The organism is Lampropedia puyangensis (genome assembly GCF_004833285.1).
Classification (GTDB): domain Bacteria; phylum Pseudomonadota; class Gammaproteobacteria; order Burkholderiales; family Burkholderiaceae_C; genus Lampropedia; species Lampropedia puyangensis.
In genome coordinates this window covers 151,120-165,404 of sequence record NZ_STFG01000002.1, presented here as the reverse complement: position 1 = coordinate 165,404, position 14,285 = coordinate 151,120, and the positions used below count along the sequence as shown (strand labels likewise).

The 14,285-nt window shown below is 56.2% G+C and carries 11 protein-coding genes; 6 read left to right on the top strand and 5 right to left on the bottom strand.

Annotated features, from left to right (window positions below):
- Positions 1-237: 237 nt before the first annotated feature.
- From E9531_RS03630 to E9531_RS03620, 3 genes are read right to left on the bottom strand one after another with little or no spacing between them, the layout of a single operon-like run.
- Positions 238-903 (bottom strand): aspartate/glutamate racemase family protein, encoded by a 666-nt coding sequence (locus E9531_RS03630; RefSeq protein ID WP_136572386.1) that lies wholly within the window; start codon positions 901-903, stop codon positions 238-240.
- Positions 904-909: 6 nt separating this feature from the next.
- Positions 910-1,635 carry a GntR family transcriptional regulator gene (locus tag E9531_RS03625; RefSeq protein ID WP_136572385.1) on the bottom strand — a complete coding sequence of 242 codons (726 nt, stop codon included), beginning with the start codon at positions 1,633-1,635 and terminating at the stop codon, positions 910-912.
- Positions 1,636-1,652: 17 nt separating this feature from the next.
- Complete coding sequence (locus E9531_RS03620; protein WP_136572384.1) at positions 1,653-2,378, bottom strand: maleate cis-trans isomerase family protein; 726 nt, start codon at positions 2,376-2,378, stop codon at positions 1,653-1,655.
- Positions 2,379-2,635: 257 nt separating this feature from the next.
- Here E9531_RS03620 and hydA point away from each other — a divergent pair, with 257 nt between their 5' ends.
- From hydA to E9531_RS03600, 4 genes are read left to right on the top strand one after another with little or no spacing between them, the layout of a single operon-like run.
- Positions 2,636-4,072, top strand: coding sequence for a dihydropyrimidinase (hydA, locus tag E9531_RS03615; RefSeq protein ID WP_136572383.1), 1,437 nt, complete (start codon positions 2,636-2,638; stop codon positions 4,070-4,072).
- A gap of 48 nt (positions 4,073-4,120) precedes the next feature.
- Positions 4,121-5,182 carry a TRAP transporter substrate-binding protein gene (locus E9531_RS03610; RefSeq protein WP_136572382.1) on the top strand — a complete coding sequence of 354 codons (1,062 nt, stop codon included), beginning with the start codon at positions 4,121-4,123 and terminating at the stop codon, positions 5,180-5,182.
- A 25-nt stretch (positions 5,183-5,207) separates the two neighbouring features.
- Entirely contained in the window at positions 5,208-5,822 is a 615-nt protein-coding gene (locus E9531_RS03605) for a TRAP transporter small permease subunit (RefSeq protein WP_136572381.1), read from the top strand.
- The gene (locus tag E9531_RS03600) at positions 5,819-7,117 is read left to right on the top strand and encodes a TRAP transporter large permease (RefSeq protein ID WP_136572380.1); all 1,299 of its coding nucleotides are present in this window, start codon (positions 5,819-5,821) and stop codon (positions 7,115-7,117) included. Before E9531_RS03605 ends, E9531_RS03600 begins: the two co-directional genes overlap by 4 nt.
- Before the next feature lie 217 nt (positions 7,118-7,334).
- On the opposite strand, the gene E9531_RS03595 is transcribed toward E9531_RS03600, so the two are convergent.
- Complete coding sequence (locus E9531_RS03595; RefSeq protein ID WP_136572379.1) at positions 7,335-8,129, bottom strand: fumarylacetoacetate hydrolase family protein; 795 nt, start codon at positions 8,127-8,129, stop codon at positions 7,335-7,337.
- A 101-nt stretch (positions 8,130-8,230) separates the two neighbouring features.
- Here E9531_RS03595 and E9531_RS03590 point away from each other — a divergent pair, with 101 nt between their 5' ends.
- Positions 8,231-9,154, top strand: a complete 924-nt coding sequence (locus tag E9531_RS03590; RefSeq protein WP_136572378.1) for a polysaccharide deacetylase family protein — start codon at positions 8,231-8,233, stop codon at positions 9,152-9,154.
- Between the two features lie 21 nt (positions 9,155-9,175).
- Here E9531_RS03590 and E9531_RS03585 read toward each other — a convergent pair whose 3' ends face one another.
- Positions 9,176-10,252, bottom strand: a complete 1,077-nt coding sequence (locus tag E9531_RS03585; RefSeq protein WP_425293555.1) for an acyltransferase family protein — start codon at positions 10,250-10,252, stop codon at positions 9,176-9,178.
- A gap of 584 nt (positions 10,253-10,836) precedes the next feature.
- Here E9531_RS03585 and E9531_RS03580 point away from each other — a divergent pair.
- Complete coding sequence (locus E9531_RS03580) at positions 10,837-14,274, top strand: hybrid sensor histidine kinase/response regulator (protein WP_136572377.1); 3,438 nt, start codon at positions 10,837-10,839, stop codon at positions 14,272-14,274.
- The last annotated feature ends 11 nt before the right edge of the window (positions 14,275-14,285 follow it).

Here is a 14,285-nt window from a genome sequence, read left to right as displayed (position 1 = left end):
GCAGGGTTAAGGAAAGCGACATTGAGCAATGCCTCAGACGCTGCAACCAAGCTGTGCCATGGGTTGCATCGCCATAGCCGCTATGGTGCGCCGCACCACGCTTAGCGCCAATACGTCAAATGACGTATACCCTGCGCGTATGCACTACGCAGCCCATGGCCTTACCTTGCGCAAGGCCCTACCCAACGCCCACATCTGCCCTCTCAACGCGTAGACCACGCTGGACAGACTTCACGTTCAGCGCTGCGCATGCACACTGCGCAGCAAGCCTACGGCACAGGCCGTTCCTTCCAGAACAGGTACGCCTAGCATGGCCCCCAGCGCTCGCCCCAAACCAGACAGCACCGCCCCTGCCAATACGATACTGGCAGCGCCTTGCTCAAGCAGTGGCTGACACGCGTGGGCCAACAGCTGTAAAAAAGCCTCTGTCTGCACTTGCTCTGCTTGAGCATGCGGTGACAATGCAGGCCAAGGCGCTACAGCCACGCCTTCGAGCCGGTGGCCCAAGCCCAAGCTGGCCACATGGGCTTGGTAGAGCTGCGCCATATCAGCGCCCAAGGTCAATAGACCAAAACGAGGCCCCAACAAACATGCATGCAAACAGGCTGCCTCCGTCATTCCCACAACGGGCAGCGTTGGCCACTGGGCGCGCAAAGAAGCCAGGCCCGCATCCAGCGACATGCCAATGATGACGCCATCGCAATGGTGGGCATGCTGCTGCGCCAGTGCCAGCACCTCATCGGCAGCTTGCAGAACCTGCTCTGGCGTTTGAATCACGACAGGCCCCACTCGGGAGTAATGCGCCTGCAGCACATCCTCAGGCCCCAACATGGCCCGAGCGGGCAATGCTAAAGCCTCAGTCACAGCGGCACTGGAGTTGGGGTTGATCAACACAATGTGCATACAAATTCACTCCAAAGCATCTGAGAAAACCGCTTGCAAATCAACCTCCACAGCATCCTTGTGGAGCACCAAACCAGCCTCAATATGGCGCAAATGCTCCAGCATCAAGGCACAAGCATGCCCCGTGTCTTTGGCTTCAATGGCGGCCACCAGTTGCTCATGTTCATCAGCACGACAAGCCTGCCGCGTGGGCGAGTCATACAGCGCGATGATGAGCACCGTTTGCGCGCACATTTGCCGCAGCGATGCAGCCAGCGCGCTGTTGCCAGCCAAATCTCCCAGCAAGGTATGAAACTCGCCAGACAGTCGCACCACGGCATGCTGGTCCCCGCTGGCACGTGCTGCCATCTCCCGCTTCACATGGGCTTTGAGTTGCGCCAAATGGGTTGGCTGCACATCGCCAATCAACCGCGCCACCAAAGCCGGTTCAATCAAGCGGCGCGCTTCAAACACATCGCGTGCCTGTTGCGGTGTAGGTGAGGCGACAAAAGCGCCGCGCTGCGGAATCAATTCAATGATTTGATCAAACGCCAAGCGCGCCAACGTTTGGCGAATGCGCGCACGGCTTACACCAAAAATTCCGGCCAGCTTGTCTTCCCCCAGCTTGGTACCAGGGGGTAAGCGCCGCTCAAAAATGGCGGCATACATTTTTTCGTAGATTGGATCATGCGCCGCATGGAGATGGGCGTTGTCAGCCGCGCGCATACCCGCAGCCTTAGTGGATGTGTTCATAAGGCCCCAATCATCGTTCAGCGCCAGTCAAAAAGCTGCCCCCAGTTGCGCACCAAGGCCGGGTCAGCGCCAGCGGCACGCAGCATGCCCCAAACCGTCGTACTCACGGTATCCAGTACAGGCACACCGTATTCTTGCTCGAAGCGTTGCGCCAATTGCGCTGCTCGCAAGTTGGTGCAGTACGTCACGATGGCTTGCGGTTTGGCCACCAGCGTTTGCTGCATACGTTGCCATAGCAGCTCTGGCGTGAGCAGTCCAAACGCATGGTTGTCGCTCAACGCCTCATACGTGTGCGCAACCACCTCAACCCCTTGCGCAGCGTAGTTGCCCATGATGCGCTCCTGCACATCCAGCGTGTATGGCGAAACAATCGCCAAGCGCTGCACCTGGCCAATAGCCATCAGTTCATTCAAAGCCAAGATGGCTGTAGTGGCAGCAATCCCGGTGCGCTCAGTGATACGCTGGGCCAGAACAGCATCTTTATCAAACCCCATCCAGCCTGCGGCTGTACCACTCCAGCCAATCACATCCACCTTGGCATCAGCCAGTAAATCAGCGGCAGCCAAAATGTTTGTGTCATCAAACTGGCCCAATGCCTGCTCGCTCAATGCAATTTGCGTCACCTTGAAACGGCTGAAATGGGCAGTGCAACCCGGAACAGCTGCGGCAATGGCACTGGTCAAAGGCTCCAGCGCCGTATTAGAAGAAGGAGTCAAAACCCCCAGTCGAATAGATTTCTGCATGGTTTTGGGGCACAGGCATCAGCACCGCACCAGATTGGCTTTAAAAAACAAATTGTCGACAATAAAAAATCTCAACGTCAACAAACATGCAGCATTTTTAATGCCAATCTTCTCAACCTCCTAAAGAGGCTTACCGAGAAAAATGGATCGTCAAATTTTCATGGCATACAAATTGCATTGAACCGTTTAAAAGTATTCAAACTCATGTAGACAAAGTAAAAAACAACTTGTCTACAGAATATGGGGTTCATTTCTGTATGCCTGCACCGTTTGATTTCGTGGTTCGCAATGCCTTGGCAGTCACGGCAAGCGATCAATTTGAAACCGATATCGCCATCCAGGCCGGCCGCATCGTACAGCTTGGTAAAGACTTGGCTCCCGGATTGCGCGAGATCGACGCAGCACACCGGGTCGTAACGCCAGGCGGCGTAGATGGCCACTGCCACCTCGACGAAATCACCAGCGGCCCCCTACGCATGGCCGACGATTTCGAGTCGGGCACGCGCTCTGCCGTTTGCGGTGGCACCACCACACTGGTGCCCTTTGCGGCACAACAACGTGGGCAGTCGCTGTTGGCTGCAGTAGAAGCTTATCGCGCACGCGCAGCCGGTCGCGCCCATGTCGATTACGCCTTTCACCTCATCATCACAGACCCCACTGCCGCAGTGTTGCAGCAAGAGTTGCCTGCCTTGATCGCACAAGGCTTCACATCATTCAAGGTGTACATGACCTACGATGATTTGAAGCTGCAAGACCGGCAAATTCTGGATGTCCTCGACGTGGCACGCAACCATGGGGCACTGGCCATGGTGCATGCTGAAAATGCCGATTGCATCGCTTGGTTAACGGAGCGCCTGAAAGCTGCAGGCCACACGGCACCTCGCTACCACGCACATGCTCGCCCCATGTTGGTCGAGCGCGAGGCAACACACCGCGCCATTGCTTTGGCTGAGTTGGTCGATGTGCCCATTCTGATCGTGCATGTCTCCGGGCATGAAGCCATGGAACAAATCCAATCTGCCAGAGCCCATGGCTTACAGGTGTTTGCTGAAACCTGCCCGCAATACCTCTTCCTCAGCGCAGAAGATTTGGGCATCGACGACAGCTACCAAGGCGCGCGCTGCGTATGCAGCCCCCCACCGCGTGACAAAAGCAACCAAGCACACATCTGGCGCGGTTTGCAAAACGGTCTCTTCACGGTGTTCTCCTCTGACCATGCACCTTTCCGTTTCGAGGGCGAACAAGGCAAACATCCCCAAGGTCAGGAAGTCTCGTTTGACCATATCCCCAACGGCATCCCCGGTTTGGAGACACGCATGGCCTTGTTGTATTCAGAAGGTGTGCTCGGTGGCCGCATCAGTGCGCAACGCTTTGTTGAACTCACTGCCACCAATCCCGCCAAGGCCTTTGGCCTGCACCCACGCAAAGGCACGATCGCCATTGGCAGCGATGCCGATCTGGTCGTCTGGCAAGAAGGCCCCTACACCATCCACAACCACAAACTGCACCACAACGTGGACTACACCCCCTACGAAGGGCAGCCACTCAAGGCCTGGCCGGGCATCACGATCGCGCGTGGCGAAGTGCTCTGGGATGGGCAATTCCACCCCCACACAGGCCGTGGTCAGTTGATCTCTTGCGGGCCCTCCTCATTGCTTCCAGCATCGGCCATCCGCGTGGCACACATGCGCTGAAGATCGCCCTCATCTTTTATTCCTTTCCCCCTCACTCAGGAGCTTTCCATGTCGCGCCAAATCCGCTTCCCACTTCGCAATCTGATGGCCGCAGCAGGTGCTGTCGCAGCTCTGGCCATGGCCAGCAGCGGCCAGGCACAAACCACCTACAAAGTCATCGGGCAACCAGCCGCCACCGGCATGGTGCAAAAAAACTATGAGCGCCCATTTTTTGAAAACTTCGCAGAACGCACAGGCCTGAACATCAACGCAGACTACAAGCCAGTGGACCAACTTGGCATCAAAGACACCGAGCAATTGCGCGTCATGAAAGCGGGCTTGTTCGACATTGTCTCGCTGCGTGTATCGCAAAACTCCCGCGACGAGCCCACGCTGCTGGGCCTTGATCTGGTTGGTGCTGCGCCTGATTACGCCACAGCCCGGAAAATCTACGACGCGTACCTGCCTGTGGTCGATGAGCGCCTGCAAAAGCAGTTCAACGTCAAGATGTTGGGTGCCTGGCCATTCGGTCCACAAATCCTTTTTTGCAAGAAACCCGTCGCTTCACTGGCTGACCTTAAAGGTCTGAAGGTACGCACGTATGACCAAAACTTGGCGAAATTCATGGAAAGCGTAGGCGCCTCACCTGTGCCTCTGTCATTCACTGAAGTGCACCAAGCGTTGTCTTTGGGCGTGGTGGACTGTGCCATCACTGGCCCCAGTTCAGCCAACAGCTCAGGCTGGCCTGAAGTCACCACGCATCAATACGCACTAGGCGTACAAATGGCCATGAATGGCTACGGCATCAGCCTCAAACGCTGGAAAGAACTCAGCACTGAAGAACAGCAAAAACTCCAGGCCGCATTCACCAAACTCACCGATGACATCTGGAAATATTCCGAAGAACTGACCGCTGATGCCATGGCCTGCAACGCAGGCAAAGACAGCTGCGAATTGGGCAAAAAGTACCACCTCATTGATTCACCCCTGCAAGAAGCCGATCGCGCGGTACTGACAGAAGCCGTCTCCAAAATCTCCGTGCCGACATGGGCTGAGATTTGCGACCGTGCCAATAAAGACTGCTCAGCCAACTGGAAAGCCACCGCAGGCAAAGTTCTCGGTATCGAGTAAGCCCCGCGACTGATAAGGACAGCCCATGAAAGACAAACTGGAAACCATACTGGCCACAATTTTTGGGCTGATCTTCATCGGTCTCTCATTGATCGTGGCGTTCGAGACGGTGATTCGTAAAGTCTTCAACGTCTCAATGCAAGGTGCTGATGAGCTAGGCGGCTATGCACTGGCCATTGGCAGTACCTTGGCCTTTACTGTGGCATTGCTGGGCCGCACGCATGTTCGGGTTGATGTTTTTTTTGCGCGTTTTCCCAAGCGTATGCGCACCACCATCAACTGGCTTTCGGCCGTCATGATGATGGCGTTCGCCTTGCTGATGGCCTTGTTAGGGTGGAACTCGCTGGTCGACTCCTACGAGTACAAAAGCGTATCTCAAACCCCGTGGGCAACCCCACTGGTATGGCCTCAATCCGTATGGGTGTTATGCCTTGCCATTTTTGCCATCGCATGCACGGTCTATGCCGTCATGTCTACCGCGTGGTTGCTACAGCGACGCTGGCAAAAAATAGATGATTTATTAGCCCCTAAATCCACACAAGAAGAAGTCAGCGAAGAACTGGAAGATTTACAAGCGCGCTCTCAAGATGAAGCAGCGCCGACATTAACAGCCGGCAGCAACGAGCGAGGCGCAGCATGACCTTCACCGCATTCATCCTCCTGGGATTTTTCAGCATGTTGGGCATGATCATCATGGGCCTGCCCATTGCCACCTCAATGGCTTTTGTCGGTATTTTGGGCGGACTCGCCGCCTATGGTCTGCCCTTTATCAACTCCATTGCACCGGTTGTCTGGGGCGTACACAATGACAGCCTGCTAACTGCCATTCCGTTGTTCGTGATGATGGGTGAATTGCTGCTGCGCTCTGGCATTGCTGACCGCATGTTCGGCGCCATTGGGGCTTGGCTGGGTCGACTGCCGGGTGGTTTACTGCATGCCAATATTGGCTGCAGCGCGCTTTTTGCTGCGACCTCCGGCTCCTCTGTAGCAACAGCAGCCACAGTAGGCACAGTAGCCCTGCCCTCACTACACCGCCGAGGCTACCGCATGAGCTCGGCATTGGGCTCTATTGCCGCAGGTGGCACTTTGGGCATTCTGATTCCTCCCTCAGTCAACTTGATTGTCTATGGCTCTTTGACCGACACCTCCATTGGTCAGTTGTTTATGGCAGGCCTGATTCCTGGGTTACTGCTGGCGGGTTTCTTCATGCTATGGGTGTTAATCCAAGCATTGGTAGAAGGCAATACCCAGCGCGAGCCCAAAGTTCCTTTGATGGAACGCATCCGTTTGCTCAAAGACTTGATTCCCCCCGGCGTAGTTTTCTTGGTCGTCATGGGTAGCCTGTACAGCGGCTTTGCCACTGCCACTGAATCAGCAGCACTGGGACTGACTTGCGCCTTGTTCTTCTGCTGGCGCTCAGGCAGACTCGACTGGACTTTGCTGCAAAACTGTTTTGTGCAGACTGCCCGCACCAGCGGCATGATTTTGCTGATCATGACAGCGGCCTTCATCCTCAACCTCGCCATTGGCCTTACAGGCGTTGCTGAAGCCATGACAGCATGGGTTACGTCCTTTGGTTTGTCTGCAACAGCGACCTTGCTGATGCTTTTGATGTTCTATTTGATCGTGGGCATGTTCATGGATGTGATGAGCCTGATGGTCGCCACCGTGCCCATCACATTCCCCATCGTCGTCGCATTAGGCGTCGATCCAGTATGGTTTGGCATCTTCATCGTCATCATGTGCGAATTGGGTCTGATCACCCCCCCTGTAGGCATGAACCTGTTTGTCGTGCACGGCATCCGTCCAGACAAAGGCTCGATCCGGGACGCCATCATCGGTGCCGTTCCGTACGTCATCGTTTTGCTGCTGTTTTCCTTGCTGATGATTGCCGTGCCTTCACTGGCCACATGGTTACCCCAGGCGATGCGCTGAACACTCCCACACCACTGTGGCAGCACACTGCCGAACAACTGCGCAACAGGATTACCAATTGGCATCCAGCTCACTGGCGCCTACGGTGCCGACCAGGCGCTGCTGCAGCTAGGCTCAGTCTATGAGCAGAGCAGCAAGCACCATGGACGCCTCTTGCCAATCCCTGCAGCATAGGCCTCGGCAAGGCCTATGCAAGCGCATAAAAATTCGCCTGCAGTCACAGCTGTATATGCACCTCGCCCATTCCCTCAAACTGCACATGCACCGTATCGCCCACCTGCGCATACGGCATGCCATTCCAACTGCCTGTGGTCACCACAGTGCCCGCAGCAACGGTGCCGTAGTGCTGCGTGACATGGCGCAACCATTGCGGCAGCAACCAAGCCGGGTCACCCAGTGGATGGGTTCCCACCACATTGGTCGTCCGCGCACCAATGCGCACGCTGGCCTGCTGCGCAGACCAGTCTCGCGCCTCAAACGCCTGCCATGGCCCCAGCACCAAAGCCCCATGCGACTGCAAATCGGCCAGTTTGAGCAGAAAAGGCGCTTCAGCGGCTTGCTTCCATCGAAAGTCCACCAGCTCCACACTGACAGCCATGGCATCGACCAACGCCAGCGCATGCGAACCATCCAGCTGCAACGCTTGCTCGGGCGTCACATCACGCCCCAAACGCAAAGCGATCTCCGCCTCAATCCCCAGTGCATGGGCAGGCCAATCACCCAATTGCGCAGGGCTGGAAAACACCCCCGCTGGCGGCAGAGGTGCATGGGTGAGTACAGCCTCACGACTGCCGCCCCCAGATTTCCAATAACCAGGCACACCGTCGAACCATTTCATGGCCTGCGCTACTTGCACCTGCACAGCATACGCCTGCGCATGGCTGGTGAGCACACTCTCAAACGGCGCAGCATCAACTTGCTGGCCCGTGTTACGGGCGCGCTGCAACGCCTGTGCCACACCTGTCTGCGCTGCCTCTTGGCTATCCACTGTCTGCGGGTCTGCTGGTTGCATATGCCTGTTTCCCAAAGAAGAAAAAAAGCATTGTGCCGCCAATCGCAAAGCATTTTCCGTTGTACTGACACTGCTGTTTCAGCCCACTTCATCCTTTCACCATGCCGCAATCACACCCATCGCCCTACCACCCACAAGCAAGCCAACTGGCACTGCGCTGGCCGCATGAAGCAGGTTTAGCAATCTCCTTCGTGCTGAATATTGAAGAGGGGGCGCAATTGCGTTACAGCGCAGGCGATGGCATCAATGAAGGCACACACGAAGTTGTCAACACCATTGCAGGAGCGCCCGATTACTGCATGGAAACCCACTTTGAATACGGTGCCCGCGCTGGTTACGAACGCATTGCCAAGCGCTTCATTGAAGCCCAATGCCCATTGACCTTGAACGTCTGCGGCCGCGCCTTGCAGCACACACCATGGGTAGCCCAAGAAGCGCTGGCACACAACTGGGAACTGTGCGGGCACGGTTGGCGCTGGGAGTCTCCTGTGCTGCAAGACCCCAATCAAGAACGCCAGAACATTGAACGCACCATGGCCTGCATTGCAGAGCACTGGGGGCGCCTGCCCAGCGGCTGGCATTGCAAGTCCTCTGCATCAACACACACGCGCAGCATTCTGCAGTCATTGGGCTTTGCATACGACAGCGACTACTACGGCAGCGATATGCCTTGGGTCGTGCAACCAGAAGGACGCGCACCTTATGTGGTTTTACCCTACGGGTTCGACACCAATGACATGCGCTTTTTCAGTCAAGGTGGGTTTGTGCACGCAGAAGACTTTGCGCGCTATACCATCGAAGCCATTGAAGTCTTGCTGCAAGAGGCCCGGCATGCCCCGCGAATGCTCACGATTGGCCTGCACACACGTATTCTGGGGCGCCCTGCCCGCATTCGTGCGCTGGACCAGATCCTTGCGCACATCCGCGCCCGCAGCGCAGACCCAGCGGGCATTTGGTGCGCTACGCGCGAACAGATTGCCGCGCACTGGCTGGCGCAGACCCTGGCCAATCCAGCAAACCTCTGAGAACGTCAGCACGTTCTTCGCTCAGGCTGCGCCATAAGCCACGGCCATGGGCTGCCGCTGCGTTGGAGTACGGTCGCGCAAGCGCAAGGCCCAGCGCTCAATGGTGTAGAACGACAGCATAGCCAAAGCAGCCGAAAGTGGCAGCCCCAACACCAACACCCATTGCCAATCCATATGGGCACGCAAATAGCGCACCACTGGGTAGTGCCACAGGTAAATACCGTAGGACATTTTGCCCAGCCACACCAAGGCAGGCAGGCTCAGCATGTCAAACAGCAAGCCTTTTTGCTTAATGACCGCGATGATGATGACTGCGGCAACCCATTCAGCCACGGTAAAGCCCCATAACAAGGCACCAGCATCACCCCACTGGTAGCCAATGACCACAAAGGGCAACGCAGGCAACAGCCACAGCAGATGCTTCTGGCGGGCATGCAAGGCGTCCATCCATTCAGCACGGTGCACAGCAACGGCGGCTAAGGCACTGCCCATCAACATGCCCGTGGCACGCGTATCGAAGCGGAAAAACACCTCATAAAACTCTTGCCCTTGGCCAACCCAATAGGCACGCCACACGAACATCAATACAGCCAGCAGCAATACAGGGCGCCAGAGATTTTTTCGCGCGGTATGGGCCAGCAGCAGCACCAATAACGGCGGCCACACCAAATAGAAATGCTCCTCCACCGAGAGCGACCACATATGCAGCAAAGTATTGGGGCTGTCAAAAAAAGCAATGCCGTAATCGGCCATGTACAGCGCAGAAACCAGTACATCTTGATTCACATCGTCCAGATCCGGCCACACCAGCGGCGCCACCAACCAATACGCAGCCAAAAACAGCAACAAGGCAGGCGCCAGGCGCAAAAAACGGCGCCGATAGAAGCGCCAGTAATCGAGCCGTCCTGATTCCTGAAACTCTTTGAGCAAGAGCGAGGTGATTAAAAAACCGCTCAAAACGAAGAACAAGTCCACACCAAAAAACGCACCATCAAACATCGGTGCATGGGCGTGAGAGAGGAACACCAAAACAATCGCCATGGCACGTAAACCGTCCAGCGCGGGGTTGTATGTCAGACGCAATTGGGACAAACCGATTTTCTCCAATGGACAACGGCTAAACCATCGCAAGTAGTGAAACACGTAAGCTGCACTGCATGGCACAGTGCCACATGGTTTCGATACGGGTGCCAAACCGCCTTACGAGGCTGCCGCGGGCCCAACATCGTGCGGTAGATCAATTCAACTGCAGCGGCTTGAACGACAAGGCCAAGCCTGTTGGGAATGGAAAGCGGCCAGACCTTGGATGATTGCCATCGCAAAGCCAAGTCTGGCCAATACCCTGTGGGAACCCATACCGTAAAGTGAAGTTCAGCCTAACTTGCGTCGGATTGTGACGAGCTGTCAGCAATCGCGACTCCATCACATCGTGCATCGCCCCCTTGTCATGGAGAAAGCCCCAACCTCTCAAAAAAACTGAAACACAATCACGCACCAAATTGGTGAAATGGCATATTTTTTGCTTTATCCGTTTTGCCATAAAACCAGATGGAAGGAACTGTCTGAACCCCGCATCTCGCATGTGCAGGCCTAGTGACTGGAACATTCCCTCCACCTGCCCTTGTTATTTTTGTTTCGCCTAGCTTCAAGCCACTGCACACACCCAGCCACGTTGCTTTGCCATGACCGCCAGTCCACAAAAAATCCTGCGCATCAGGCGCAACTACAACGCTTGGGTCGGCAATGAAACTTTGGAAGACTATGCGCTGCGCTACACGCCACGGCGATTCAGATCGTGGTCTGAATTCAAGGTAGCCAACACCGCATTCGGCGCTACATCGTTTCTGGCGCTCGAAGCCATTGGCGCTGCCATTGCGCTGAGCTATGGCTTCACCAATGCTGTGGTGGCCATTGCAGTGGTCGCCTTGATTATTTTCCTCACAGGCCTGCCCATTGCTTACTACGCGGCACGCTACAGCTTGGACATGGACCTGCTCACAAGGGGGGCTGGCTTTGGCTATCTCGGCTCCACATTCACCTCCCTGATCTACGCAACATTCACCTTCATTTTCTTTGCACTTGAAGCGGCCATACTGGCTTTGGCGCTACAGCTGTACGTCGATTGGCCACTGCCTGTGCTGTACCTGCTCTCGTCCTTGGTGGTTATTCCGTTAGTGATGCGCGGCATCACCATGATCTCGCACCTCCAACTATGGACCCAGCCGATATGGATGGTGCTGATTGTGCTGCCCTTTCTGGCTATCTATTTCAAGCACCCCACGTTCTACAGTGATTTCACCAGTCTGGTCGGGCGCATCTCTGGCAACAGTGGCTTCGATCCGGTGATGGCTGCTGCTGCCATCACGGTGGCCATTGCCCTGATCATGCAGATTGGCGAACAAGTCGACTATCTGCGTTTCTTGCCAGAAAAGACCACCGCAAACCGTTGGCGCTGGTGGATGGCAGTGCTCATTTCTGGGCCAGGCTGGATCATCCCTGGTGCCATCAAAATGCTGGGGGGTGCCTTTTTGGCTTTTGTTGCCCTCCAATACCAAATCTCCACCGAACAAGCGGTGGAACCTACGCGCATGTACTTGGCCGGATTCAGCTACGTCTTCAGCGATCCGGCTATCGTGGTGGCGGTCACGGTGCTGTTTGTGATCGTCTCGCAGCTCAAAATCAACCTCACCAACGCCTACGCTGGCTCTCTGGCCTGGTCGAATTTTTTTGCGCGCCTCACGCACAGCCACCCTGGTCGCGTCGTGTGGTTGGTCTTCAATGTGCTCATTGCCGTATTGCTGATGGTGCTGGGCGTGTTTGCTGCGCTCGAACACGTGCTGGGTATTTACAGCAATGTGGCCATTGCCTGGATTGGTGCGCTGGTGGCGGATCTGGTCATCAACAAACCCTTGGGCCTAAGCCCCAAAGGCATTGAATTCAAACGGGCGTATTTGTATGACATCAACCCCGTCGGCATTGGTGCTATGGCGGTCGCTGTCACCGCCTCCATGCTGGCTTATGCAGGCGCTCTCGGGCACACCGCGCAAGCTTTCTCGTCGCTGATTGCCTTATTCTCCGCACTGGGCGCAGCCCCTTTGCTGGCATGGTTTACCAAAGGCAAATACTACCTGGCTCGCCAAGAGGCACCGCGCTGGAGCCCAGGGCAAAGCGTTGTGTGCTCCATTTGTGAAAACAGCTTTGAATCAGACGACATGGCCTGGTGCCCTGCTTATGGCGCGCCCATTTGTTCGCTGTGTTGCACACTCGAATCGCGCTGCCATGACCGCTGCAAACAGCAATCCAAAGCCTCAGAGCAGGTGCGCAGCTGGGTACAGCACTGGCTGCCTGCTCGACTGGCTGAACGCTTCAATTTTCGCGTGGCGCATTTCGTCGGTGTCACGCTGTCGCTGGTCGCCTTACTGGCCACCATATTGGGGCTGATCTACGCGCAAGAATCGTTTTCTGCCCAAGCTATGGGTCTGCAGGTCGAAGGTTTAGGCGTCATCTTCCTGAAGATATTTGCCGTACTGTCTGTCGTGGTGGCAGTCGCCGCATGGTGGGTGGTTCTGACCAGTGAGAGCCGGAAAATGGCGCAAGAAGAATCTACCCGCCACAACCACCTGCTGCTACAGGAAATCGATGCACACAGTCGCACCGATGCTGCCTTGCAGGCCGCCAAAGAATCTGCCGATGCCGCCAACCAGGCCAAAACCCGCTATGTAGCGGGCATGACGCACGAACTGCGCACCCCCCTGAACAGCATCTTGGGCTACACCCAGATCTTGCTTCGCAATGAAAGCACGCCACCACGCGATGCCATTCGCACCATCCACCACAGCGGGGAGCACATGCTGGGTTTGATTGATGGACTGCTCGATCTGGCCAAGATTGAGGCTGGCCGCCTGCAGCTTGAACGCCAGCCCTTGCCTTTTGCATCATTCATGGAGGATGTGGTGCGCATGATTGCGCCGCACGCACAGGCCAAGGGCCTGCAGTTTCACTATAGCCATGCTGGTCGACTGGCCCGCTGGGTGAATGCCGATGCCAAGCGATTGCGGCAAATTTTGATCAACCTGCTCTCCAACGCCGTCAAATTCACCGAGCAGGGCCACGTGACATTGCACGTCAACAGCCAACGCGAAGTGCTCCAGTTCGACATCATCGACTCTGGCCCTGGCGTTGCAGCGCAAGACAGACAGCGTATTTTTTTACCGTTCGAGCGTGGCTCGGCCGGGCGGCGCACCAACGTACAAGGCACGGGGCTTGGCTTGACCATTACAGCCTTGCTCACCTCTCTCATGGGCGGTGAGTTGACGCTGGCAGACACCAGCGAACATGGCAGCACATTCCGCCTGCGCCTGTATTTACCCGAAGTGCCTGATCCAGGCTGGAAGGCCGAAGCACCGCAGGCCATCATCGGTTTCACGGGGCCAGCGCGCACGATTGTTTCGGTCGATGACCAGCCATTGCACCGCCAAATGGTGGCGGGCATGCTGCTGCCTTTGGGCTTCTCAGTGCGCGAAGCGGCCTCTGGCACCGAATGTCTGGAGCTGCTGCAAGACATTCGCCCCGATGCCATCTTGATGGATCTGTCCATGGACGACCTCAACGGCTGGGATACCGCCGACGCGATCCGCCAGGCTGGCATGACTGATACCCCTATCATCATCGTCTCGGCCAACCTGTTCGATAACCAAAAAGAGTTGTTGCAAGCCCATCAGTGCCAAGCCTTTGTGGGCAAACCAGTGTTGGAATCCGAATTACTGCAAGCGCTGCAAGACCATCTCCACCTCGAATGGTTGACGCAAGCGCCACCAAGCCCCACCACCAAAGCGCCACCAGCAACACCAACGCAATGGGACCTGACCGAACAAGAGCGCGCAGAGATACTGCAGCTCATTCAAATGGGGCATATCCGCGGCCTGCACCGCGCACTCGACAAATGGCACAAACGCTTAGGCCCCGCCGCCGAACACGAACCGCACGTGCAATGGTTTCGCATGCATCTGGACGCGTTTGATCTGGAATCGCTGAGCAAGGCATTGAACATACCAGCCCTTGACAACGCCCCTGCCGTACTCGAAGCGCAGCGCATGGGCAAAGAACGGGCCACTGATTGAATGAAAACGGC